The organism is Kocuria sp. HMSC066H03, assembly GCF_001812045.1.
Taxonomy (GTDB): domain Bacteria; phylum Actinomycetota; class Actinomycetes; order Actinomycetales; family Micrococcaceae; genus Kocuria; species Kocuria rhizophila.
Genome location: NZ_KV807506.1, coordinates 101001 through 125273 on the forward strand (window position 1 = coordinate 101001; position 24273 = coordinate 125273).

The 24273-nt window shown below is 71.0% G+C and carries 22 protein-coding genes; 9 read left to right on the forward strand and 13 right to left on the reverse strand.

Features of this window, described 5'->3' with window-relative positions; genetic code table 11:
- Nucleotides 1-91 precede the first annotated feature (91 nt).
- A complete protein-coding gene (gene dapD, locus HMPREF2833_RS03865; protein ID WP_070636750.1) occupies nt 92-1063 on the forward strand; it encodes a 2,3,4,5-tetrahydropyridine-2,6-dicarboxylate N-succinyltransferase in 972 nt (323 codons plus the stop codon).
- A 97-nt stretch (nt 1064-1160) separates the two neighbouring features.
- Nucleotides 1161-2177, forward strand: a complete 1017-nt coding sequence (galE, locus tag HMPREF2833_RS03870) for a UDP-glucose 4-epimerase GalE (RefSeq protein WP_070636751.1) — start codon at nt 1161-1163, stop codon at nt 2175-2177.
- Between the two features lie 193 nt (nt 2178-2370).
- Here the strand turns inward: galE and HMPREF2833_RS03875 are convergent, their stop codons facing one another.
- The 7 genes from HMPREF2833_RS03875 to HMPREF2833_RS03905 form a co-directional block, all read right to left on the reverse strand.
- The gene (locus HMPREF2833_RS03875; protein ID WP_081477418.1) at nt 2371-3672 is read right to left on the reverse strand and encodes a citrate synthase; all 1302 of its coding nucleotides are present in this window, start codon (nt 3670-3672) and stop codon (nt 2371-2373) included.
- A gap of 174 nt (nt 3673-3846) precedes the next feature.
- The gene (gene dapC, locus HMPREF2833_RS03880) at nt 3847-4992 is read right to left on the reverse strand and encodes a succinyldiaminopimelate transaminase (protein WP_070636752.1); all 1146 of its coding nucleotides are present in this window, start codon (nt 4990-4992) and stop codon (nt 3847-3849) included.
- A 4-nt stretch (nt 4993-4996) separates the two neighbouring features.
- The gene (gene fdxA, locus HMPREF2833_RS03885) at nt 4997-5320 is read right to left on the reverse strand and encodes a ferredoxin (RefSeq protein ID WP_019309481.1); all 324 of its coding nucleotides are present in this window, start codon (nt 5318-5320) and stop codon (nt 4997-4999) included.
- Between the two features lie 62 nt (nt 5321-5382).
- On the reverse strand, nt 5383-6012 hold the full coding sequence (locus HMPREF2833_RS03890; RefSeq protein WP_070636753.1) for a hypothetical protein: 630 nt from the start codon (nt 6010-6012) through the stop codon (nt 5383-5385).
- Nucleotides 6009-6914, reverse strand: a complete 906-nt coding sequence (locus tag HMPREF2833_RS03895; protein ID WP_019309483.1) for a PIG-L family deacetylase — start codon at nt 6912-6914, stop codon at nt 6009-6011. Before HMPREF2833_RS03895 ends, HMPREF2833_RS03890 begins: the two co-directional genes overlap by 4 nt.
- A gap of 2 nt (nt 6915-6916) precedes the next feature.
- Nucleotides 6917-8824, reverse strand: a complete 1908-nt coding sequence (typA, locus tag HMPREF2833_RS03900; protein ID WP_070636754.1) for a translational GTPase TypA — start codon at nt 8822-8824, stop codon at nt 6917-6919.
- 97 nt (nt 8825-8921) lie between these two features.
- A complete protein-coding gene (locus HMPREF2833_RS03905; RefSeq protein WP_070636755.1) occupies nt 8922-10946 on the reverse strand; it encodes a S9 family peptidase in 2025 nt (674 codons plus the stop codon).
- Between the two features lie 106 nt (nt 10947-11052).
- Between HMPREF2833_RS03905 and HMPREF2833_RS03910 the strand changes: the two genes are divergently transcribed.
- From HMPREF2833_RS03910 to HMPREF2833_RS03920, 3 genes are all read left to right on the forward strand, one after another.
- The gene (locus HMPREF2833_RS03910; RefSeq protein ID WP_059280666.1) at nt 11053-11763 is read left to right on the forward strand and encodes an AzlC family ABC transporter permease; all 711 of its coding nucleotides are present in this window, start codon (nt 11053-11055) and stop codon (nt 11761-11763) included.
- Between the two features lies 1 nt (nt 11764).
- The gene (locus HMPREF2833_RS03915; protein ID WP_019309487.1) at nt 11765-12067 is read left to right on the forward strand and encodes an AzlD domain-containing protein; all 303 of its coding nucleotides are present in this window, start codon (nt 11765-11767) and stop codon (nt 12065-12067) included.
- A gap of 188 nt (nt 12068-12255) precedes the next feature.
- Nucleotides 12256-12534 carry a DUF1540 domain-containing protein gene (locus HMPREF2833_RS03920; protein WP_047978049.1) on the forward strand — a complete coding sequence of 93 codons (279 nt, stop codon included), beginning with the start codon at nt 12256-12258 and terminating at the stop codon, nt 12532-12534.
- Between the two features lie 183 nt (nt 12535-12717).
- Here HMPREF2833_RS03920 and HMPREF2833_RS03925 read toward each other — a convergent pair whose 3' ends face one another.
- Nucleotides 12718-13560 carry a hypothetical protein gene (locus HMPREF2833_RS03925; protein ID WP_246829073.1) on the reverse strand — a complete coding sequence of 281 codons (843 nt, stop codon included), beginning with the start codon at nt 13558-13560 and terminating at the stop codon, nt 12718-12720.
- 395 nt (nt 13561-13955) lie between these two features.
- On the opposite strand from HMPREF2833_RS03925, the gene HMPREF2833_RS03930 reads away from it, so the two are divergent.
- Complete coding sequence (locus HMPREF2833_RS03930) at nt 13956-15035, forward strand: CapA family protein (protein ID WP_246829074.1); 1080 nt, start codon at nt 13956-13958, stop codon at nt 15033-15035.
- Nucleotides 15036-15265: 230 nt separating this feature from the next.
- Here HMPREF2833_RS03930 and gatB read toward each other — a convergent pair whose 3' ends face one another.
- Genes gatB through gatC form a run of 3 tightly spaced genes read right to left on the reverse strand, consistent with a single transcriptional unit; the run spans nt 15266 to nt 18671 of the window.
- The gene (gene gatB / locus HMPREF2833_RS03935; RefSeq protein ID WP_047978052.1) at nt 15266-16771 is read right to left on the reverse strand and encodes an Asp-tRNA(Asn)/Glu-tRNA(Gln) amidotransferase subunit GatB; all 1506 of its coding nucleotides are present in this window, start codon (nt 16769-16771) and stop codon (nt 15266-15268) included.
- Nucleotides 16771-18372, reverse strand: coding sequence for an Asp-tRNA(Asn)/Glu-tRNA(Gln) amidotransferase subunit GatA (gene gatA, locus HMPREF2833_RS03940; protein WP_235586676.1), 1602 nt, complete (start codon nt 18370-18372; stop codon nt 16771-16773). Before gatA ends, gatB begins: the two co-directional genes overlap by 1 nt.
- A gap of 2 nt (nt 18373-18374) precedes the next feature.
- Complete coding sequence (gatC, locus tag HMPREF2833_RS03945) at nt 18375-18671, reverse strand: Asp-tRNA(Asn)/Glu-tRNA(Gln) amidotransferase subunit GatC (RefSeq protein ID WP_019309493.1); 297 nt, start codon at nt 18669-18671, stop codon at nt 18375-18377.
- Between the two features lie 97 nt (nt 18672-18768).
- Here gatC and HMPREF2833_RS03950 point away from each other — a divergent pair, with 97 nt between their 5' ends.
- The gene (locus HMPREF2833_RS03950; protein WP_235586675.1) at nt 18769-19317 is read left to right on the forward strand and encodes a hypothetical protein; all 549 of its coding nucleotides are present in this window, start codon (nt 18769-18771) and stop codon (nt 19315-19317) included.
- A gap of 113 nt (nt 19318-19430) precedes the next feature.
- Nucleotides 19431-20570 carry a calcium:cation antiporter gene (locus tag HMPREF2833_RS03955; RefSeq protein WP_019309495.1) on the forward strand — a complete coding sequence of 380 codons (1140 nt, stop codon included), beginning with the start codon at nt 19431-19433 and terminating at the stop codon, nt 20568-20570.
- Between the two features lie 22 nt (nt 20571-20592).
- Here the strand turns inward: HMPREF2833_RS03955 and HMPREF2833_RS03960 are convergent, their stop codons facing one another.
- Together HMPREF2833_RS03960 and HMPREF2833_RS03965 are read right to left on the reverse strand one after the other, a co-directional pair.
- The gene (locus HMPREF2833_RS03960; RefSeq protein WP_047978053.1) at nt 20593-21291 is read right to left on the reverse strand and encodes a maleylpyruvate isomerase family mycothiol-dependent enzyme; all 699 of its coding nucleotides are present in this window, start codon (nt 21289-21291) and stop codon (nt 20593-20595) included.
- Nucleotides 21292-21451: 160 nt separating this feature from the next.
- On the reverse strand, nt 21452-23563 hold the full coding sequence (locus tag HMPREF2833_RS03965; protein WP_019309497.1) for an ABC transporter ATP-binding protein: 2112 nt from the start codon (nt 23561-23563) through the stop codon (nt 21452-21454).
- 71 nt (nt 23564-23634) lie between these two features.
- Between HMPREF2833_RS03965 and HMPREF2833_RS03970 the strand changes: the two genes are divergently transcribed.
- Nucleotides 23635-24267 carry a PH domain-containing protein gene (locus HMPREF2833_RS03970; RefSeq protein WP_019309498.1) on the forward strand — a complete coding sequence of 211 codons (633 nt, stop codon included), beginning with the start codon at nt 23635-23637 and terminating at the stop codon, nt 24265-24267.
- Nucleotides 24268-24273 lie beyond the last annotated feature (6 nt).

Sequence of the window (24273 nt, forward strand, 5' to 3'; positions counted from 1 at the left end):
CCGGCTGCCGCCCGGCAGGCTGGTGCGGCGGCGTCGGGCACAGAGGCCCTGGCAGGAAGGTGCGGCACGCCTCCCCGCTTAGGATGGAGCCATGACTTCAACGAGCAAGAGCACCGTCAACTCCCGCGTCGCCTCGGGCGTGGGCCTGGCCACCGTGGTGGACGCCGGCGAGCGCGCGGGGACCGTCCTGGACGTCTTCTACCCCGCCCCGGCCCTGAGCGCGAACCCCGATTCCAGCTACGAGGCGGACCTGCGCGTGGCCGCGACCACGGACCCGGACCGCAACGTGCGCTCCGAGATCGTGACCACGGTGATCGACCTCGACGAGGCCCCCCGCGACACCGCCGACGCCTACCTGCGGCTGCACCTGCTCTCCCACCGGCTCGCGCAGCCCAACACGCTCAACCTGGACGGCATCTTCGGTCTGCTCGCCAACGTGGCCTGGACCAGTCGCGGTCCGGTGCTCGCCGAGGACCTGACCCGGTCGTTGCTGCGGCTGCGCGCCGGCGGGGCCGTCACGGTCTTCGGCGTGGACAAGTTCCCCCGCATGGTGGACTACGTGGTCCCCTCCGGTGTCCGCATCGGGGACGCGGACCGCGTGCGCCTGGGGGCGCACCTGGGCGAGGGCACCACGGTGATGCACGAGGGATTCGTGAACTTCAACGCCGGCACCCTGGGCGCTGCCATGGTCGAGGGCCGGATCTCCGCGGGCGTGGTGGTCCACGACCACACGGACATCGGCGGCGGCGCGTCCATCATGGGCACGCTCTCCGGGGGCGGCAAGCAGCGCATCACCCTGGGCGAGCGCTGCCTGCTGGGCGCGAACGCGGGCGTGGGCATCTCCCTGGGAGACGACTGCGTGGTCGAGGCCGGGCTCTACGTCACCGCGGGCACCCGGGTCTCCCTGCTCGACGCCGCCGCGGAACCCCGCGTGGTCAAGGCCTCGGAGCTCTCGGGCGTCTCCAATCTGCTGTTCCGCCGCAACTCCACCACGGGCGCGGTGGAGGCCCTGCCCCGCCGCAACGGCACCGTGGAGCTGAACGCGCAGCTGCACGCGAACTGACGCGGGCGGCGTCGTCCGCCGGCGGGTGGCCGGGTTCCCGGGAGACGGGGAGCCCGGCCACCCGTGTTTCCCGGGTGCACTGGATAGGGTGGAGCCCATGAAGATTCTTGTCACCGGGGGAACCGGCTACATCGGCTCGCACACCGTCCTCGCCCTGCTGGAGGCCGGCCACGACGTGGTCGTTCTGGACAACCTCTCCAACTCCTCCCGCGCGTCCCTGGACCGCGTGGCCGAACTGGCCGGTCGTGACGTGGCGGCATTCGAACAGGTGGACCTGCTGGACCGCCCGGGCCTGGACACCGTGTTCCGGGACCACCGCCCGGACGCCGTGATCCACTTCGCCGGGCTCAAGGCCGTGGGCGAGTCCGCGCAGAAGCCCCTGTGGTACTACACCAACAACGTCTCCGGCACCGTGAACCTGCTGTGGGCCATGGAGGAGAACGACTGCCGCAGCATCGTGTTCTCGTCCTCCGCCACCGTGTACGGCGCGCCGGAGACCATGCCGCTGACCGAGAAGCTGTCCATGGACGCCCAGAACCCCTACGGGCGCACCAAGGAGCACATCGAGGACATGCTCACGGATCTCGCGGCCTCGGACGAGCGCTGGTCCGTGGCGCTGCTGCGCTACTTCAACCCGGTGGGCGCCCACGAGTCCGGGCGGATCGGCGAGGACCCCTCGGGCATTCCCAACAACCTCATGCCGTTCGTGGCGCAGGTGGCCGTGGGGCGGCGCGAGAAGCTCATGGTCTTCGGGGACGACTACCCCACCCCGGACGGCACCGGCGTGCGCGACTACATCCACGTGGTGGACCTCGCGGACGGCCACCTGAGGGCCCTTGACCGGATCAGCGAGGACCCCGGGGTGCACCTGTGGAACCTGGGCACCGGCCGCGGCTACTCGGTCCTGGAGGTCCGGGAGGCGTTCCAGAAGGCCTCCGGCCGGGAGATCCCCTACGAGATCGCCCCGCGCCGCCCCGGCGACGCCGCCGTGTCCTACGCGGATCCCGCGTCCGCCCTCGCGGAGCTGGGCTGGTCCGCGGACCGGGACATCGACACCATGTGCCGGGACCACTGGAACTGGCAGAAGAACAACCCCAACGGCTACGAGGGCTGAGACCCTCCCCCGGTCCCGGGCCCGACGCCGCCCGCGCGCCGGCCCGGGTCAGGGGCGCCTGGACGCGCAGCAGAGCCGTACGGCACCCCTGCGACCGCCTCCGTCCCGGCGTTCGCGCCGGGCCCCACGAGAACGCCGCCCCGGTCACCGAGAAGGTGACCGGGGCGGCGTCGTACCGGCAGTGCCGGCCGGCTCAGTTGGCCGTGGGGTAGTGGCGCTCGCCCTCGCCCACGTAGAGCTGGCGGGGACGGCCAATCTTGGTCTCGGGGTCCTCGATCATCTCGCGCCACTGGGCGATCCAGCCGGGCAGGCGGCCGATCGCGAAGAGCACGGTGAACATCTTCTCCGGGAAGCCCATGGCCTTGTAGATCAGACCCGTGTAGAAGTCCACGTTCGGGTAGAGCTTGCGCTCCACGAAGTAGTCGTCCGCGAGCGCCTTCTCCTCCAGGCCGATGGCCAGGTCCAGCAGCTCGTTGTTGCCGCCCATCTTGGCCAGGACGTCGTGGGCGTAGCCCTTGATGATGCGGGCCCGGGGATCGTAGTTCTTGTAGACACGGTGCCCGAAGCCCATGAGGCGGACGCCGTCCTCCTTGTTCTTGACCTTCTCCATGAACTCGTCCGCGGACAGCCCGCGGTTCTGGATCTGGTCCAGCATGGCCAGCACGGCCTCGTTGGCGCCGCCGTGCAGCGGGCCGTAGAGGGCGTTGATGCCCGCGGAGACGGACGCGAACATGTTGGCGTGGGAGGAGCCCACCAGTCGCACGGTGGAGGTGGAGCAGTTCTGCTCGTGGTCCGCGTGCAGCATGAACAGGATGTCCAGGGTCTTGGCGACCACCGGGTCCACCTCGTAGTCCTCGGCGGGCACGCCGAAGCACATGCGCAGGAAGTTCTCCGCGTAGTTGAGGTTGTTGTGGGGGTAGAGCTGCGGCTCGCCCACGGACTTCTTGTACGCGTACGCGGCCAGGGTGGGGACCTTGGCGAGCAGGCGGATGGTGGAGATCTCCACGTGCTCCTTGTTGAACGGGTCCAGGGAGTCCGAGTAGAACGTGGACAGCGCGGAGACCGCCGAGGAGAGCACGGGCATGGGGTGCGCGGAGCGCGGGAAGCCGTTGAAGAACAGCTTGATGTCCTCGTGCACCATGGTGTGCGTGGTGATCCGGTGCTGGAAGTCCTCGTACTGCTCACGCGTGGGCAGCTCGCCGTAGATCAGCAGGTAGGCGGTCTCCAGGAAGTTGGAGTGCTCCGCGAGCTCCTCGATGGGGTAGCCGCGGTAGCGCAGGATGCCCTGGGCGCCGTCGATGTAGGTCACCGAGGAGCGGGTGTTCGCGGTGTTCACGAAACCGGGGTCGAAGCTGACGTTGCCGGTCTCCTTGAGCAGCGAGCCGATGCCGTAGCCCTTGTTGCCCTCGGTCACCTCCAGCACGGGGAGGTCCAGGGTCTTGTCCTTGTCGTAGCTCAGTTCCACCTTGCCGGTGTTCTTCTTGGCCTCTGCCATGGTGAGTCCTTCACGTTTTTCTCGGGTGTTCCGCTGATCGGTGTGTCCTCACACGCCGCCACACCGTCGTGGCGGCGGGAGGGCACGGACACCGGACGGGACACGGTGTGATCCTGCACCAACCTACTCGCTAGTGCGAGCGTGATTCCACTTGCCCCGGTGCGCGGGGTGCTGTCAGACCGCCCGTTCCAGGCGCTGCACGGCCGCCGCCATGCGCTCGTCCGTGGCGGTCAGGGACAGCCGGACGAAGCCGTGCCCGGCCTCGCCGTAGAACGTCCCGGGCCCCACCACGATGCCCAGGTGGGCAAAGCGCTCCACGGTGGTCCAGGTGTCCTCCCCCGCCGCGCCCCACAGGTACAGCCCCGCCTCGGAGTGCTCGATGCTCAGTCCGAACGCCTCCACCACGGGCTTCAGCGCGGCACGACGCTGCCGGTACAGGCTCTTCTGCGCCGCCACGTGAGCGGTGTCCCCCAGGGCCACGCGCATGGCCTCCTGCACGGGGTAGGCCACGATCATCCCCGCGTGCTTGCGCGAGTTGATCAGGGACGGCATGAGTGCGGGATCCCCGGCCAGGAACGCGGCGCGGTAGCCGGCCAGGTTCGACTGCTTGGACAGCGAGTACGCGCTGAGCAGCAGGGACATGTCCCCGCCGCTGACCCGCGGGTCCAGCACGGACGGCACGGGCTCCCCGCCCTCCGCGGGATCCCACCGGCCCCAGCCCAGCTCCGCGTAGCACTCGTCCGAGACCACCACGGCACCCTGCGCCCGCGCCTGGTCCACGAGCTCACGCAGCGAGGCGGCGTCGCGCACGATGCCCGTGGGGTTGCCCGGGGAGTTGACCCACACCATGCGCACGCGCTCGCGCACGGACGGTTCCAGCTCGTCCAGGGAGTCGGCGGCCACGGACTCGGCGCCAGCGAGCCGCGCCCCGATGTCATAGGTGGGGTACGCCACCACGGGGCGCACCACCACGTCGCCGGGGCCGAGCCCCAGCAGCAGGGGCAACCACGCCACGAGCTCCTTGGAGCCCACGGTGGGCATCACGGCCTCCGGGTCCAGCCCGCGAACACCGCGCCGCTCGGCGTACCACGCGACCACGGCCTCCCGCAGCGCGGGCGTGCCGTGCGTGGTGGGGTAGCCGGGAGCGTCCGCGGCGGCCGCGAGGGCGTCCTGGACCACCAGTGGCGTGGGGTCCACGGGGGTCCCGATGGACAGGTCCACCACACCGTCCGGGTGCTGCTGCGCGAGCTCCCGGTACGGGGCCAGCGCGTTCCACGGGTAGTCGGGCAGGTCCAGGCCGAAGCCGCGCCGCTCGCTCACCGGATCAGTCCTGGTTCTGCGGGGGCAGTGCGGCGATCAGCGGGTGGTCCTTGTGGGTGTTGCCGAGCTTCGCGGCCCCGCCCGGGGAGCCGAGGTCGTCGAAGAACTCCACGTTGGCCTTGTAGTAGTCCGCCCACTCCTCGGGGGTGTCGTCCTCGTAGTAGATGGCCTCCACGGGGCACACCGGCTCGCACGCACCGCAGTCCACGCACTCGTCCGGGTGGATGTAGAGCGTGCGCTCACCCTCGTAGATGCAGTCCACGGGGCACTCCTCCACGCACGCCTTGTCCTTGACGTCCACGCAGGGCTGAGCAATCACGTAAGTCACGGGTGACGGACCTTTCCTTCAGTTCCCAAGTTGTCGTTCATTCTAGCGACGGGCTCCCGACGCTACCGCGCCCGCCGGCGCACGAGCCAACGGCCCGTCATAATCACGGAGCACATGACGGCCACGAAGACCACCACGAACCACAGGATCCCCACCACGCCGATCGGGGCCTGCCACGTGGTGACCACCAGTGCGGAGCCCTCTCGCAGGTACGCCCCGGCCCACGCGATCACGTAGGTCACGAGTCCGGGCACCGCCGCCGCCCACACACGCTCGGTGGACGTGCCGCACCACACGCTGGCACTCAGCAGCAGCGCACCGGAGAACACGAGTCCCCACGGCAGCCACCAGCCGTCCAGGTACCAGATGTTCCCGTGCATGGCCGTGGCCACCGCGCCGACCAGCAGCCCCGTGAGCACGGCGGTCAGCACCGACGACGCCGTTCCCGGCCGCTCACGGGCCGCGACGGTCTCTGCGGTGTCACCGTGCGCAACGGTTTCCGCGTCGGAGCCGACCCCGGAAGTGCGCTCGGCGGAGGTGTCGTGCGTGGACACGGATGCCACGCCGTCCACGGGCCCCGTGGCGGCACGCTCCGAGGACCCGGCGGGCGCCTCGTCAGTGGAGCCGGTGCGCGGGACGGAGGAGTTGGCCGCCCAGGGGGCAGCGCGGCGCGGGGTGCCCTGCCCGCTCATCCCCGGTCCCCTCGGAGCAGCCGGAAGGTCTCCGTGGAGTGGATCGTCTGCGGCACGCCGTTGGACATCGTGTACGAGGGATCGTCGAGGTCCTCCGCGAGCACGATCTGCGTGGCGTGCGCGGCCATGGCGGCGCGCTTGACCGCGAGGTCCCCGTGGATCGCGGCCTGGGGACGCGTATCCGTCGGGTCCACCTCGGACTCGATCCCCCAGGTCAGGGGCACGTCCCACGCGGGGTCCTCGGCGTCGTCGGACGCGGCGGCCGCCTCGACCGCGCGCACGGTGATCCGGTGGGTGGCCACGTGGTCGGGGTGGCCGTAGCCGCCGTCGTCCGCGTAGGTGATCACGGCGTGGGGACGCAGTGCACGGATCGCGGCGGCCACGTGGGCCGCGGCCTCGTCCGGGTCCGCAGCCGTCAGCGCGGCCGGGGAGACGTCCGCTGCCGGCTGGGCGAAGCCGTCGGGGCCCCAGCTCATGCCGGAGTCCACGTACTTCCCCGCGCCGTTGGCGAAGCCCACAGACGCGTCCAGGGCGGGAGGCTCTCCCGCGTAGAACCGGTCCGTGAGACCCATGGCGGCCGCGGCGGCGTCGAGCTCGGCGATCCGGTACAGCCCCAGGGCGGTGCCGTCCGTGTCCGGGCAGCCCGGCTGGCCCACCTCGAGGTGGCGCAGCGCGGGCGGGATGACCTCCCCGCGCTCACCGCGCGTCATGGTCAGCAGCACCGTGGTGGCGCCCAGGCCGCTGTAGTGGCCCAAGGACGCGGCGGTGTTGATCGCCTCGTCGTCCGGGTGGGCGTGGACGAAGAGCAGACGCGCCCGGGCGGGGTCCACACCCGCGGGCAGCAGCGTGTCCGCCGCGCCCGCGATGGCGTGTCCCCCGCCCGGGTACTTCGGGTCGACCACGATTAGGCGCGCGCCCGCTGACGGGCGACCTTGAGCCGCTCGTTGGCGTCCAGGACCACCTTGCGGATGCGGATGGCCTCCGGGGTGACCTCCACGCACTCGTCCTCGCGGGCGAACTCGAGGCACTCCTCGAGCGTGAGCTTGCGCGGCGGGGTGAGGTTCTCGAACGTCTCCGAGGAGGCCGCACGCATGTTGGTGAGCTTCTTCTCCTTGGTGATGTTCACGTCCATGTCGTCCGCGCGGGAGTTCTCGCCCACGATCATGCCCTCGTACACCTCGGAGGTGGGCTCCACGAAGAACGAGCCGCGCTCCTGCAGGTTGATCATGGCGAACGGGGTCACCACGCCGGCGCGGTCCGCGACCATGGAGCCGTTGGTGCGGTACTCGATCTCCCCGGCCCACGGCTCGTAGCCGTCCGCGTAGGAGGAGGCGATGCCCGCGCCGCGGGTGTCCGTGAGGAACTTGGTGCGGAAGCCGATCAGACCGCGGGAGGGGACCTTGAACTCCATGCGCACCCAGCCGGTGCCGTGGTTGCTCATGCTCTCCATGCGGCCCTTGCGCCCGGCCATCAGCTGCGTGACCGCACCCAGGTACTCCTCGGGGACGTCGATGGTCATGTGCTCGTAGGGCTCGTGGACCTTGCCGTCCACGGTCTTGGTGACCACCTGGGGCTTGCCCGCGGTGAGCTCGAAGCCCTCGCGGCGCATCTGCTCCACCAGGATGGCCAGGGCGAGCTCGCCGCGGCCCTGGACCTCCCACGCGTCCGGACGCTGGGTGGGGAGGATCTTCAGCGAGACGTTGCCGATCAGCTCCTTGTCCAGGCGGTCCTTGACCTGGCGCGCGGTGACCTTGGCGCCCTTGACGCGCCCGGCCAGCGGGGAGGTGTTGATGCCGATGGTCATGGAGATCGCGGGATCGTCCACGGTGATCAGGGGCAGCGGCTCCGGGTTCTCCAGGTCCGTGAGGGTCTCACCGATGGTGATGTCCTCGATGCCCGCCACGGCCACGATCTCACCGGGGCCGGCGCTCTCCGCGGGCACGCGGTCCAGGCCCTTGGTGGCGAGCAGCTCGGAGATCCGCACGCTCTTGATGGTGCCGTCCTGGCGCGCCCAGGCCACGGTCTGGCCCTTCTTGAGGGTGCCGTTGAAGATGCGCAGCAGCGCGAGACGACCCAGGAACGGGGAGGCGTCCAGGTTGGTCACGTGGGCCTGCAGCACGCCCTCGGGGTTGTAGGACGGCGCCGGGATGTGCTCGATGATGGTCTTGAACAGCGGCTCGAGGTCCTCGTTGTCCGGCAGTTCGCCGTTGGCGGGCTGGTCCGTGGAGGCGCGCCCGGCCTTGCCGGAGGCGTAGACCACGGGGACGTCCAGCACGGCGTCCAGGTCCAGGTCCGGGTTGTCCTCGGCGATGTCCGAGGCCAGGCCCAGCAGCAGGTCCATGGTGTCCGAGACGACCTCCTCGATGCGGGCATCGGGGCGGTCCACCTTGTTGACGACCACGATCACGGGCAGCTTGGCCTCGAGGGCCTTGCGCAGCACGAAGCGGGTCTGGGGCAGCGGGCCCTCGGAGGCGTCCACGAGCAGCACCACGCCGTCCACCATGGACAGTCCGCGCTCCACCTCGCCGCCGAAGTCCGCGTGGCCCGGGGTGTCGATCACGTTGATGGTGATGGTCTCGCCGTTCGCGGCGGGCCCGTCGTAGAACACCGTGGTGTTCTTGGCGAGGATCGTGATGCCCTTCTCGCGCTCCAGGTCGCCGGAGTCCATGACCCGTTCCTCGACCTCTCCGTGGCTGGAGAACGCGTGCGTCTGCTGGAGCATGGCGTCGACGATGGTGGTCTTGCCGTGGTCAACGTGGGCCACGATGGCCACGTTGCGCAGATCGGCGCGCTGGGCGGTGTTTTCAGACATACACGAGTCTCTCTTCGCAGGTAGAGGCAGAGGGGAATCGTGGTGATTCTACTCCCCTCCGCCCACGCACCCGCACACGCGTGACGGATCTCTCCGCTCAGCCCAGCAGCTCGGGCCGCTCCTGCTCCTGCCCCAGCACGTGCTCACCCACGAACGCGAGCACGGTCTCGTACCACGTGCGCGCGTTGGCCGGCTTGAGGATCCAGTGCCCCTCGTCCGGGTAGTACAGGAAGCGGTGCCCCTCCACCGCGGTGCGCTGCTGCAGGTCCGCCCACAGCTCGATGCCCTGGGAGATGGGCACGCGGTAGTCCTTGTCCCCGTGGATCACCAGCAGCGGCACCTCGATGTCCTCCGCGAACCGGTGCGGGGAGTAGGTGCCCGCCTGGGAGGGCCCCATGGCCTCGCGCCACAGGGTGTTGTCGGTGGTGGCGCCCATGGTGTCCAGGTTCCACAGGGACGCGTGCGTGACGATGCACCGGAACCGGTCCCCCGTGTGGGTGGCCACCCAGTTGGCCATGTACCCGCCGTAGGACCCGCCCATCAGGGCCTGCCGCTCGGGGTCGATGTCGGGGCGTTCGGTGGCGGCCTCGGTCAGGGCCATGACGTCCGTGAACGGCGCGCCACCCAGTTCCTGCTGACCGCGGTCGATCATCGTCTGTCCGTAGCCCGTGGAGATCGCCGGGTCCGGCAGCAGCACCGCGTAGCCCTGGGCCACGAACGGCCACGGGTTCCAGCGCCAGCTCCACTGGTTGTTGGAGCCCCACGGCCCACCGTGGACGGACACGAGCAGCGGGTGCCGTGCGGCGTCGTCCTCCGTGCGGGGCAGAGCGAGCCACGCCCGGATCTCCGTGCCGTCCTCCGCCGTGGTGGTGACCTCCTCCAGGCGGCCGGGGACCTCGTGGTCAGGGACGAGGCCCGCCACGGGCGCCGACTCGGCCGAGCCGGCCGCAGCCGTCGCCGGCCACCGGACGAGCTCGAAGGGGTGGGCGTAGCTCGCGCGCAGTCCCACCAGCTCGTCGCCCGCGACCTGCACCGAGGAGTAGGTCTCGTCCTGGTCCGGGCCACCCGCGGCCGTCTCTACCGTGCTCGCGCCGCCCCGGGGGCAGCGAACGCGCAGCACGATGCCGCGGCCGCGGTGGTCGGCGGTGCACACGAAGGTCTCGTCGTCCACCCAGTGCGGGTCCTGCGCCCAGTGCTCGTCCGCGGGGACCACCTCGGTCTCCTCGCCGCTCGCGAGGTCGTGCACCCACACGGACACGGCCATGCTCACGCCCTCGCGCCACAGCAGCTGGCGCCCGAGCAGCGCCCGGGTGCCGTCGGGGCTGATCTCGGCGGGAGCCCACATCTCCGCCTCGTCGGTGTCGTGCAGCAGGACCGCCTCCTCCCCGTGCTCGGCGGCCACCGGCAGCCGCCACAGCTGCGAGCGCTGCGTGCCCTCCGGCAGCAGGGTGGAGACCGTGGCGAGCACCCACGTGCCGTCCGGGGCCACGGTGTACTGGCCCAGCCGACCCTCGGGCAGCTCCACCCGCCGCACGGCCGCCACGGGGTCGACGCCGCCCGCCACGGCGGCGGTGTCCAGGAACCACAGCGCGTCCTGCGCAGCGGGGAGGTCGTGGTCCCAGAAGCGCATGGGCGCGCTGTCGTAGAGGATGCCACTGACCCCCGTCTCGTCGCGGCGGTCGTGGATCTCGCGGTTGCGCGCGAACTCGTCCTGGGCACCCCGTGCCGCGGGGTACAGGCCGGAGACGAAGAACAGCCGGTCACCGCCGAGCTCGAGGTTCGACACCCCCTCCGGGGCGTCCAGGACCATGCGTGCCTCGCCGTGCTCGGGGAGCAGCCACAGCCGGGTGCGCTTGGCGTCGTCACCGGCCACGGGCCGGTCAGAGGTGAACCACACGGAGCCCGAGGACGTGGGGCGGACCTCCTGGACTCCGTGGTCCCCGTGGGTGAGCTGCACCGGCTCACCGTGACGGGGCACGGCCCACGCGTGCTTCACGTAGCGCTTGGCGTCGGAGGAGAGCTCCTGCCGCAGGGCCACCACGGGTCCCGCGCGGTGGGCGGCCAGACCGCTGAGTCGAGGAACGGCCACGAGCTGTTCGGGAATCGAGTAACCGGAAGTCATGTGTCGTACATTACAGACGGCCTCGGCCACCCCGGGGCCGTGACAGGGCGCCGTCCGCGCTACCGTGACCCAGGATCCCCACCGGTCGGCAGCAAGGAGTGCCCGCATGACCTCCGAGAAGGGCAGCCTCGCCTGGGCCCTGCGGGTCACCGTGCCCGTGGCCATGGGGTACCTGCCCCTGGGCATGGCCTTCGGCGCCTACTCGGTGTCCCTGGGTTTCGCGCCCCACCTCGCTCCCCTCACCGCCCTGGTGGTCTTCGCCGGGTCCATCGAGTTCCTGCTCGTGGGCCTCGTGGCCGCCAGCGCGGGACTCGCCCAGATCACCGTGACCACCCTTCTGGTCAACGCCCGCCACGTGTTCTACGGCTTCTCCTACCCCACACACCTGCTGCGCACACCGTTCGCCAGGTTCTACGGCCCCTACGCGCTGACCGACGAGGCCTACGCGCTCATCACCAGCGGCGTGCGCCCCACCACCGAGCGAGAGCTGATGCTGATCCAGGGCGTCTCCCACCTCTACTGGGTGCTCGGCGCGGCCGTGGGCGCTGTGGCCGGCGGGCTCGTCCCCGCCTCGTGGGACGGATTCGACTTCGCCCTCACCGGACTTTTCTCCCTGCTGTTCGTGGGTGCCATCACCGCGGCCGCGCAGCGGACCAGGATCCTGGCGGCCGCCCTCGTCTCCATCGGCGTGGGTCTGCTGCTGCCCCGCGACCTGTTCCTGCTCGGCGCCATGCTCTGCTACGCCCTGCTGTGCGTGCTCATGGTGAAGAGACCGCGCTCCGGCCACGGTGTACCCATCCCCGAGAGCGGGGTGTGAGATGCTCGCCGCCATCGCAGTGTGCGCCGCCGTCACCTTTGCGCTGCGATTCATTCCCGTGCAGCTGGCGCACAGATACCGCGACCGCGAGGACCTGCAGGAATTGTCCGCGCTGCTTCCGGCGGGACTCATGCTCATCCTGGTGGCCTACACGCTGCTGGAGGCGGATTCCGGAGTGCAGCTGTCCCGTCTGGTGCTCGCAGCGGCGGTGTCCGTGCTGGTGAACCTGGCCTCGCGCAACTTCCTGATCGGTTTCATCGCGGGTTTCGCGGCGTACTCCCTGTCCGGTCTGGTGCTGACCTGATTAAGAAACAATGCGTTTTCCTAATCCACTGAGTCCTGCCTGAATTCACCGGGGCAACCCACGGCGGTATTAGAAAACAATGCCGTACCCTAAGGTTTTGCTTACTAGCCGAATTCTTGGAATGCCCATACTCTTCTTTCACGACCACCGGGACGGGCACCGCCCACCCGCACCAGAAGGAGAAGATCATGGCAACTCTCACCGCTGTTTCCACCTGCACCGCCACCGGCTGCGCCTTCAACGACAACGGCTGCACCGCCCCCGCCATCACGGTGGGCGGCCAGGGCGCCGCCGCGTCCTGCACCACGTTCATCTCCCTGGACGCCCGCGGCGGCCTCCCCACGGCCAACGGCCAGGTGGGTGCGTGCCAGCGCCTCGAGTGCACGCACAACAAGGACCTGATGTGCACGGCGTCCTCCATCGAGGTCACCGCGGACGCGGACTGCAGCAGCTACGAGGCCGCGTAAGGCCCCTCTGCGGCGGCCCATCGGCCACCGCAGCGATTCCCGGGCCGTTCCAGAGGGCACCGCAGCCCACCCTCCGGAGCACGTGCACCGCGTCCGGCCCGGTCCCTCACCCATGACGAAGACCGCGAGTCACCCGACTCGCGGTCTTCGTCGTGCGCTGCGGGGCCGGCACCCGCTGGCGGCTCAGGCCGCGACACGCGCCCCCAGCAGCTCGCGCAGATTGTCGGTGAGATCCGCCGCTCCGGTGCACTCCGAGACGAACGGGACGAAGTAGACGCTCGTGAGCCGCGCCCCGTGGCGCAGGATGGTGACCCCGGTGAGGTCCACGTCCACCACGAAGTCGCGCTCGACCGTGTGCGCGCACCCACCCTCGGACGGCTTGCGGGTGAGCAGGTGGCACGGCACCCAGCCCTGCTCCGCGGCGTCGCACACGCTGGCCAGGTCCAGCCGGTCCACGTCCACCACCACGTCGAAACCCGCGGCCTCGATCTCCTGCGCGGTCCCGGCGCACCCGCTGCCGTGGTGCTCCAGCAGGGCGCCGTACCCGATGGGCGTCACGCCCGAGCCGTCGTGCAGCAGCACCCGCTCCACGTCCAGGACGGCGAGCATCCCGCGCGGTGCCGCGGCCACGGCGGCCACCAGCTCCGGCACCTTGCCGGTGCCCACCAGGAGCTCGGCGTCCAGGGGGTCCAGCCACTCCAGGCGGGCCAGCATGTGGGCGGTGGCGGCGACGATCCGGACCCCCGGCTCGGGAGCCACCTTGGTGATGTCCATCCGCACGTCCAGGGACTCCCCCGTGACCAGCAGCTCCGGCCCCACCGATGCGGTGTCCACGGTGGCGGCCAGCACCAGCTCCCCGCTGGCCGTGAGGCCGTGCGCCACGGAGGTCAGCACCGGCTGACCGGGCATCCGGTACGCCACCACGGCGGCCTGCCCCGCACCGGACATCATCCGGTGGGCCAGGGACACCGCGCGGTCCGCCACGCAGGCCACCCCGTGGTGCCGCCCGCTGGTGCTTCGATCCACGACCGTCCCCGCTCACTCGACTTCAGAACTTAGGGAAGCCTAACCTCTTGAGGAGCCGAAACGGAAGCCAAAACGGCAATTTCGTCAGATATGCATGACCTAAATGCTGTCGTGTCCGTGCGTGACCTCTCAGGGGTGGCCCCCGTCACCCGCGTTCGCGATAGCATCGCCGGATGGCCGACCTCTCCCGCCCCCGTTCATCGCCGCGGTTCGTCCTGCGGACCGGCGTTGCGGTGCTCTGCGCGGGGGCGCTCCTGCTGACGGGGTGCTCCGCGCCCCGGACGGCCCCGGACCCCGGGCAGAGCGGCGGCCCCGCGGCGTCGTCGACCCCCGAGGAGACCGCGTCACGGGCCACCGGCCCCGGCAGGGGACCCGAGTGCCCGGAGGACACCTGCATGAGCCTGGCGGTCTCCGGTGACCTGCTGCTCCACGAGGGGCTGTGGAGCCGGTTCGCCGTGGACCCCGCCACGCACGGCGGCGAGAACTTCGACTTCGCTCCCCTGTTCGCGCAGCAGAAGCCCTACCTGGACGAGGCGGACGTGGCCGTGTGCCAGGCCGAGACCCCCGTGGCAGAAGCCGGTGGGCCGTACTCGGCCTACCCGGAGTTCAACGTGCCCCCGGAGATCCTGCGGGCCGCGAAGGACGCGGGATACGACGCGTGCACCTCCGCGAGCAACCACGCGGTGGATCAGGGGGTGGCCGAAGTGGAGCGCACCGTCTCCGCCCTGGATGCCGCCGGGCTGCAGCACACCGGGACCTACGCGAACGAGCAGGACGCCGGGCAGCCCATGATCGTGGACACCCCCACCGGGCGGATGGCGGTCGTCACGGGAACCAAAAGTCTCAACGAGAAGCCCCAGGACACCCCGTGGCGGATCGACCGCCTGCGGGACGGCGCGGACCCGCGCGTGGGCGAGGACACCGCAGCCCAGGACGTGGCGCACACCGTGGCGCAGGCGGAGAAGGCCCGCGAGCAGGGGGCGGACGTGGTGGTCGCCGCAATGCACTCCATCACGGAGTACACGGACACCGCGGACGCCTACCAGCAGCGCACCGCGCACGCCCTTGCGGAGTCCGGGGCCTTCGACGCCGTGTACGGACACGGCTCCCACAGCGTGCAGCCCATCGAGAACCACCGCGGCACATGGATCGTCTATGGAGTGGGCAACAACGTCACCGAGTCCGCACCGCCCTCGAACGAGAGCAACAACCAGGGCCTCCTGGCCCGCTTCCAGTTCGCCCGCGGAGCAGACGGGCAGTGGTGGGTGAGTGACCTGGCCTGGGCTCCGAGCTCCAACACCCGGGGCGGGGCGTACGCATGGTGCCCCGTGGCCTCGGACGCCCCCGCCGGTGTGTGCCGCTCCCGGGCCGAGGACCGGGCGATCCGCGAGCGCATCGACGGGATCGTGAGCACGGACTCCGCCGTGGCGCACGGGCTGCACGAGTGGGAGCTCAGCGAGGACCGCACGGGCTGAGCCCCGGGCACCCAGGACCCCATCGGGCGCCCGTCCGGACGGTGTCCGAGCCCCACCCGCACCGGCGGTTCCGGTGGCCGCGCATTTCTGGGTCAGCCTCCGAGCACCGCACACCACCGGCGCGGTCCACCCCCGGTCAGCAGGCCAAGGATGTGTGGCGCTCGCGAGACCGCAACGGCCCGGCTCCCCGTTCGGGGAGCCGGGCCGTGGCCGACAGAAGCGCGAGAGCGTCAGCCCTGCACGCCGAGCTTCTCCAGGATGATCTGCCGCACGCGACCGGCATCCGCCTGACCGCGCGTGGCCTTCATGACGGGGCCGATCAGGGCGCCCACGGCCTGCACCTTGCCGCCCTTGATCTTCTCCACGACGTCCGGCATCTGCGCCATGGCGTCGTCCACGGCGGTGGAGAGCGCGCCGTCGTCGGAGACGACCGCCAGGCCGCGGGCCTCGACGATCTCCGCCGGGGTGCCCTCGCCCTCGACCACGAAGCCCAGGACCTTCTTGGCGAGCTTGTCGTTGATCTTGCCCTCGGAGATCAGCCCGTCCAGCTCCACCACGTGCTCCGCGGTCACGGGCAGCTCCGCGATCTCGACCTCGCGCTGCTTGGCGAGGCGCGCGATCTCGCCCATCCACCACTTGCGCGCGGTGGCCGGTGAGGCGCCCGCGGCAATCGTGCGCTCGATTTCGTCCAGCACGCCGGCGTTCACGACGTCCCGGAACTCCTCGTCCGAGTAGCCCCAGTCCGCCTTGAGCCGCTTGCGGCGCTCGGCGGGCGGCTCGGGCAGCGTGGCCCGGATCTCCTCGATCCACTCCGCGGTGGTGACCACGGGCACGAGGTCCGGCTCGGGGAAGTAGCGGTAGTCGTCCGCGTCCGACTTGGGGCGGCCCGCCGTGGTGGAGCGGGTGTCCTCGTGCCAGAAGCGGGTCTCCTGCGTGACCTTCTCCCCGGCGGAGAGCACCGCGGCGTGGCGCTGGATCTCGTAGCGCACGGTGCGCTCGACGGCGCGCAGCGAGTTCACGTTCTTGGTCTCCGAGCGCGTGCCGAACTGCGTGGCGCCCTTGGGCATCAGGGACACGTTCGCGTCGCAGCGCACGTTGCCGCGCTCCATGCGGGCGTCCGAGATGCCCAGGTTCTTCACGATCTCGCGGATGGCCGCCACGTAGGCGCGCGCCAGCTCCGGAGCCCGCTCCCCCGCCCCCACGATGGGCTTGGTGACGATCTCGATGAGCGGCACACCCGCGCGGTTGTAGTCCACCAGGGAGTACTGCGCGTTCTGGATGCGCCCGGCGTCACCGCCCATGTGGGTCAGCTTCCCGGCGTCCTCCTCCATGTGAGCGCGCTCGATCTCCACGCGGAACTCGGTGCCGTCCTCCAGCTCGAGGTCCAGGTGCCCGTCGAACGCGATGGGCTCGTCGAACTGCGAGGTCTGGAAGTTCTTGGGCGTGTCCGGGTAGAAGTAGTTCTTCCGGGCGAAGTGGCACTTCTCGGCGATCGAGCAGTTCAGCGCGAGCCCCAGCTTGATCGCGGACTCCACGGCCTTGCCGTTGACCACGGGCAGCACACCCGGCAGCCCCAGGGACACCGGGGTGGTGTTGGTGTTGGGCTCGTCCCCGAACACGTTGGGCGCGGCGTCGAACATCTTGGTCTTCGTGTTCAGCTCCACGTGCACCTCGAACCCCAGCACGGGGTCGAAGCGCTCGAGGGCCTCCTCGAAGGACAGCACGTCCTGGCTCATCACTTGCCTCCCTGCGCGGCGGTGGCCGCAAAGTCACGAACGGTCCCGGCCACGTCCCCGCGGTGCTGCCACAGCGGGCCGCCCCACTGCTCGGCGAGCAGCCGCTCCAGCCCGGCGCCGGCGTGGTACACGCGGGCGTCCTCCCGGGCCGGTGCCATGAACTGGATGCCCACGGGCAGCCCGTCCTCGGGTGCCAGTCCACCGGGCAGCGAGATCGCGGGAATGCCCGCCAGGTTGGTGGGGATCGTGGCGATGTCGTTGAGGTACATCTGCATGGGGTCCGCGGACTCGTCCACCCCGCCGATGTCGAACGCGGTGGTGGGGGCGGTGGGCGAGATCAGCACGTCGGCCTTCTCGAACGCCGCGGCGAAGTCACGCTGCACGAGCGTGCGCACCTGCTGGGCGGAGCCGTAGTAGGCGTCGTAGTACCCGGCGGACAGGGCGTAGGTGCCCAGGATGATGCGGCGCTTGACCTCGTCCCCGAAGCCCGCGGCGCGCGAGGCGCCCATGACCTTCTCGATGGTCGGGGTGCCCTCGGGCGTGACGCGCAGACCGAACCGGACGCCGTCGTACTTGGCCAGGTTGGAGGAGACCTCGGAGGACATGATCAGGTAGTAGGCGCCCAGCGCGTACTGGAAGTTGGGGGTCTCCACCTCCACGATGTCCGCACCGGCCGCGCGCAGCAGCTCGAGGGACTCCTCGAAGCGCTGCTGCACACCGGCCTGGAAGCCCGCTCCGGTGAGCTGCTTGACCACGCCCACGCGCAGGCCCTTGAGCCCGCCGTCCGCGGCGCCGGCACGCGCGGCCTGCGCGTAGCCGCCCACGGGATCGGTGAGGGAGGTGGAGTCCGCGGGATCGTGGCCGCCCACGACCTCGTGCAGCAGGGCGGCGTCGAGCACCGTGCGCGAGCACGGGCCCACCTGGTCCAGCGAGGACGCCATGGCGATCACGCCGTAGCGGGACACCGAGCCGTAGGTGGGCTTCACGCCCACGGTGCCGGTCACGGCCGCGGGCTGGCGGATGGAGCCGCCGGTGTCCGTGCCCAGGGCCAGCGGGGCCTGGAACGCGGAGACCGCCGCGGCCGAGCCGCCACCGGAGCCGCCGGGGATCTTGGTGAGGTCCCACGGGTTGCGGGTGGGGCCGAACGCGGAGTGCTCCGTAGAGGAGCCCATGGCGAACTCGTCCAGGTTGGTCTTGCCCAGGATGGGCATCCGCGCCGCGCGCAGCTTGCGGGTCACGGTGCCGTCGTAGGGGCTCATGAAGCCCTCGAGCATGCGGGAGGCCGCTGTGGTGGGCTGGCCCTTCGTGACGATGAGGTCCTTGACCGCGACCGGCACACCGGCCAGCTCGGGCAGCTCCTCGCCGCGGGCGCGGGCCTCGTCCACCTCACGGGCAACGCGCAGCGCCTCCTCGGTGTTGCGGTGCAGGAAGGCGTTCAGCCCGGCCGTGCCGCGGGAGCGGTCCTCGGCGTCCAGCGCCGCGCCGTCCGTGGCCTCGATCTGGTCCAGGTGGGCCTGCACGGCGTCCACGGAGGAGATCTCGCCGGCGGCGAGCCTGCCCGCCAGCTCGGCGGCGGAGAGTTCGATGATCTGCTCGCTCATGCTCACTCACCGTCCAGGATCGCGGGAACACGGAACTTGCCGTCCTGGCCGTCCGGGGCGTTCAGGAGGGCCTCCTCCTGGGTGAGCGTCTGACCCACCACGTCCTCGCGGAAGACGTTCTGCAGCGGCAGGGGGTGGCTCGTGGCGGGGACGTCGGGTCCGGCGGCCTGGCTGACGGAGGCCACGGACGAGACGATGAGTTCGAGTTCCCCGGCCACCCGGGCCAGTTCCTCGTCCGTCATCTCGATCCGCGCCAGCTCCGCCAGGTGCGCCACCTGTTCGCGATCGATCGCAGACATGCATGCTCCTGGGATTGGCTTCAGCGGTTCCGATCCAGTCTAGCGAGCGCCTACCCTGGTCTGAGCACACCCCTGTCTTCCTAAGGAGTCCTCCTCCGTGGCCCAGTCCTCCGCACACTCTTCACGACGCCGCTCCACGCCGTCCCGGGGCACGTCCCGGATGACCAAGGCGGAGGCCGCCCGCGCCCGGGCCGATCACGACAACGCGTGGCGGCAGTGGGTCTCGGACTCCGCCGTGGAGTCGGTGGACACCGCGCTGAGCCACGTGCAGGCGGTCGTGGAGGACCAGGTCTCCCAGTTCGGCGCGTTCCCGGCCTTCCTGGTCACGGGCGGCAAGGACGGCGAGTTCGAGCTCGACTCCGTGGACCCCGAGGGCCTGTCCCCCGAGGAGATCCTGGACTCCCTGCGGGCCACCGCCCGGGAGAAAGCGCCCACCACTCTGGTGGCCGCACTGGCCTACCCGGCCACCCTCCCCGACCGCTCCGGCGCCTCGGCCGTGATCGCGGAGGTCGAGCACCGCGAGCGCCTGAGCCTGGAAGTCGTGCAGGAGTACAAGGCCGTGGAGGCCAAGGGCCGCACGTTCGTGAACTTCGACGACCCCCACACGGACCGCGCCGAGCCGTGGCTGTTCGGCGTGCGCGACTGAGCGCACTCGCACGCCGGGACACGGGACGACCCGTACCCCGCACTGTCTGACACCACCTGGGGACGACCCCGCGACCGGGCCCGCCCACGCGGGCCCGAGGAACGAGGTCCCTCGTGAAGACCACCCTGCACCACGTCCTGACTCCCACGGCCATTGCGCGCCTGCTCACCGGGTGGGGCGCCGTCCTGGTCCTGCAGCTCCTCGGGGATTTCCTGCCCCCGCCCGTCCCCGCCGGGCGGCTGGTCACCGCTCTCGTGCTGATCGTGGGCGTGATCCTCGTGGCGGCGGGCGGGGTGGTGCACCAGGCGGAGCGGCTCGCGGACCGGCTGGGCGACCCGTACGGCTCCCTGGTGCTCACCCTGTCGATCGTGGTGATCGAAGTGGTGCTGATCTGCGCGGTGATGCTCGGCCCGGGCGAGCACTCCACGATCGCCCGGGACTCCGTCATGGCCGTGTCCATGATCATCCTGAACCTCGTGATCGGCGTGTGCCTGCTGGTGGGAGGACTGCGGCACGGCCACCTGGAGCACCACCGCGCGGGGGTCTCCGTCTACCTGAGCCTGCTCACGGTGCTGGGCGCGCTTGCCTTCGCGCTGCCCGCGGCCATCGGCACGGACGGTGCCTACCGCACCTGGCAGCAGATCCCGGTGGTCGCGCTCACCGTCGGGACCTACGCGTTCTTCCTGGTCCGCCAGACCGGTGCGCAGGCGGCGGACTTCACGGAGGTGGACCGCCGCTTCCGCCCGGAGCCGGTCGCGGCTGCGCGGGAGACGGACCGCACGGGCTCCGCCACGGGGCCGCGCGGCGAGGTGGCTGTGCGGCTCGCGCTCCTGGTGGCGACCGCCCTGCCGGTGGTGCTGCTCTCGCACGAGATGGCCGCCCTGCTCGACGACGGTCTGGGCCGGCTGGGTGCCCCGCCCGCCCTGGCCGGGGTGCTGATCGCCGCCATCGTGTTCCTGCCCGAGTCCATCACCTCGGTGCGCGCGGCGCGGGCCGGTCAGATGCAGCGGGTCAGCAACCTGTGCCACGGGGCGCTGGTCTCCACCCTGGGGCTGACGATCCCGGCGGTGCTCGTCATCGGCCTGATCACGGGCCAGCCCGTGGTGCTCGCCGAGAGCCCCGTGAACCTCATGCTGCTGGGGCTGAGCCTGTTGCTCTCCATCCTCACGTTCGCAGCACCCCGCGTCACGGCCGTGCACGGGGCGGCCCACCTGGTGCTGTTCTCGGTCTACGTGCTCACGCTGTTCTCCTGAGCGCACCCGGTCCGGGGGCGGTTCACCACTCGGGCAGCTCCGGGAGCGGTCCCTCGGAGGAGACACCCTGCGCGTCGCCGCGGGCCAGCCACATGACCATGCCCACCCGGTCACCGGTCACGAGCTGACCGCCGTCACCGAGGATCCACTCGTCGTGCTCGGTGGTGCGCAGGGTCATGCCCGGTGCGCCCTTGGCGCGCATGGCACGGACCGCGCCCTCCAGGGCGTTGAGCTGGGACTCGGGCTCCGCCTGCGCCACGGTCCACCCGGTGTTCAGGTCCTGGTGGTGCAGCACGAGCTCCGAGATCCACACGGTGGGAATCCCCACGGAGGGAACGGTCTTGCCGTTGAGGTCCAGCTCCTCCACCTCGAGGGGGCCGCTGAGCCGCTCGCACTGTTCGGCCAGGTACTGGCTGTTCTCCACGAAGGTCCGCAGCAGCTGCTCCGGGGGCAGCTGCGCGAGCTCGTCGGTCTCACGGTTGCGCTCGTGCCGCGACGAGTAGATGGGCTTGGGCTCCCCCGAGGTGGCCCAGTCCACCAGGTTCACGAGGGCACGGGAGTTGGACGCGAGGTGGGCGACCACGTGGGCGCGGTCCCACTCCTCGCAGTCGGACGGGCCGCGCAGCTGCTCTGGCGAGAGGGCTCGCGCGGAGACCAGGAAGGAGTCCCGCTCGCGGATCAGGCGGTCGAGGACGGCGGTCAGACGTGTGGTGTCAGTCATGCTGGGCAGTCTAGGTGGCGCGGCAGGGAGCCGCATGGGTGTCCTGGCGCGGTGCACACGGGCCCCCGCCGGGCCGGCCGAGCAGGCAGGCAGGGCCACGGCACGACGCGGCCCGGTCCACCCCCGGGGGCACGGACCGGGCCGCGGGAATCTGCGGTGCTCAGGACACGTGGTGGGCCATCTGCTGCCGCAGCTCGCGGCGCACACGCTGCGCCTCGGGCGAGGGCACCGGGACGGCCGCGAGCAGCCGCTTGGTGTACTCCTGCTCCGGGTGGCGCAGCACGGCCTCACGCGAGCCCTGCTCCACGATGTGCCCGTGCTGCATGACCACGATCCGGTTGGCCAGCCGGTCGATGACCGCGAGGTCGTGGGTCACGAACAGGCACGCGAAGCCCATCTCCGCCTGCAGCTCCTCGAAGAGGTCCAGCACCGTGGCCTGCACGGACACGTCCAGCGCGGACGTGGGCTCGTCCGCCACGAGCAGCTTGGGTTTGAGGGACAGCGCCCGGGCGATGCCCACGCGCTGCTTCTGGCCGCCCGAGAGCTCGTGGGGGTAGCGGTTGCGGTAGTTGCGCGGCAGGCGCACCTGGTCCAGCAGCTGCTCGATCCTGGTCTGCAGCTGCGCACCCTTGGCCACGCCGGCCAGGTACATGGGCTCACCGATCGACTCGCCGATCGGCAGGCGCGGGTTCAGGGACGAGGACGGGTCCTGGAACACCATGCCCACGTCCTTGCGCACCTTGTTGAGGGTCGAGCGCGACGCACCGGCCAGCTCCACGCCGTCCACGATCAGCGAGCCCTCGACCACGGGCAGCAGCCCCACGGCCGCGCGGCCGATCGTGGTCTTGCCCGAACCGGACTCGCCCACCAGACCCACGGTCTCGCCCGAGGCCACGGTGATGCTCACGCCTTCCACCGCGCGGAACGCGGGGTTGCGCCCCTGCTTGGGGTACTCGATGGCCACGTCCTTGAGCTGCAGCACCGGGGCGACCACCCGCTGCGCGAGGGTGTCCATGGAGGCTTCCTCCGCGGTGCTGCGGTCCACGACGGTGGGGGATGCGATGGACTGCTCGAGCACCGCCGCCAGGTCCACGGACTCGTCCGACTCGCCGCCCTCGCCCAGGTGCGGCACCGACTCGAGCAGGGAGATCGTGTAGGGGTGCTGGGGGGAGCTGAAGATCTGCTCCGCCGAGCCCTGCTCCACGATCACGCCCTTCTGCATCACGGCGATCTTGTCCGCGAGGTCCGCCACCACGCCCATGTCGTGGGTGATGAGGATGACCGCGGAGTCCAGCTGGTCCTTGAGGTTGCGGATGAGGTCCAGGATCTCGGCCTGCACGGTCACGTCCAGGGCGGTGGTGGGCTCGTCCGCGATCAGCAGCTTGGGATCGCAGGACAGCGACTGCGCGATCATCGCGCGCTGGCGCTGACCGCCCGAGAGCTGGTGCGGGTAGGAGCGGAAGGCCTTCTCCGGATCCGGCAGCTCCACCATGGTCAGCATCTGCATCGCGCGCTCGGTGGCCTCCGACGGCGAGAGGTCCCGGTGCAGCCGGATGGTCTCCACGATCTGCTGCCCCACCGTGTACACGGGGTTCAGCGCGGTCATGGGCTCCTGGAAGATCACGGCGATCTCCTCGCCGCGCACACGCCGCAGCCCGCTGCCACGCAGTCCGATCAGCTCCGTGCCACCGAGCTTCGCGGAACCGCTCACGCGGGCGTTGGAGGGCAGCAGCCCGAGCATGGACATCGAGCTCGCGGACTTTCCGGAGCCGGACTCGCCCACGATCGCGAGCACCTCGCCCGCGGCCACGTCGTACGTGAGGTCGACCGCCGCGGGAACCCATTCCCGGTCCACGCCGAAGTCCACGGACAGACCGCGCACGCTCAGCACGGGCTCACCGCGCGCCACGGTCGTCCTGGCCCTGCTCCGCCGCGTTGCGGGCTCGCTGCGCTGGGCACGCCGGCCCCGCTTCTTCTCGGCACCCACCGCGGTGGCACCGGCCACGGCCGCGCCCTCCCCCGTGACCGGGGCGGCGTCCGGGGACGCCACACGGCCGTCCCCCGCCTGCGCGCCGTTCCAGGGTGCGTTGTGCTCTGCCGCGGTGACGTCACCGGGCGTGGACTCGGCGCCACCGGTGGACGACGCCGCCGGTCCGGCCTGCGCGCCCGCGGCCCGGGCGTCGTCGTGCCCGGAGGCCGCAGGGTTCTCGGGGGTGCCGTGGGGCTCGGGGGTGCCCTCGGGGATGCCGTCGGGCTGGTGCGAGGTGCTCATCGTGTGTGCTCCATCGTGTCGAGAACTGGGCGCGCGGCCGTGGCTCGCGCGCGTTGCCTAGCATGGTGGCCATGCCTGAAAGCGACGGACCCGCCCCTGACCACGAGACCTTCCGCGCGTCGTCGACGCCGTGGCTGACGGGATTCCTGGTGGTCCTGGGAGTCCTGGTGCTCGTGGGCGGCTGGGGCCACACCGCCACCCAGCACGCGGGAGCGGTCTGCGGTGGTCTCGCGCTGGTGGCACTCGCCCACGCCCTGTACTGGCGACCCCGGCTGGAAGTCCACGAGAGCGGGGTGCGGCTGGTCAACCCCGCGCGCACCGTGGGCATCCCGTGGGCGCGCATCGTGGACGTGCGCACCCGGTTCGCGGTGACCGTGGTGACGGACCAGGGCTCGTACTCCAGCTTCGCGCTGCCCTCCGCTGGTGCGGGGGCGGCATTCCGCTCCGACGCCGACGCCGTGAACCGCAACCACCCCATTGCCCGCCCCGAGGGGGCGGTGCGCGTGGGTGACTTGACGTCCACCGCCTCCGGAGCCGCGGCCCATCGCGTCCGCATCCAGTGGCAGCGTCGCGTGGACTCCGGCGAGCTGGACGTCTTCACCCGGCAGGGCGACCCCGAACCCGTCACCACCCGCCTCGTACCGGGCCCGCTCGCGACGGTCGTGGTGCTGACCGCCGCGAGCGTGGTCCTGTACTCGGTGTGAGCGCAC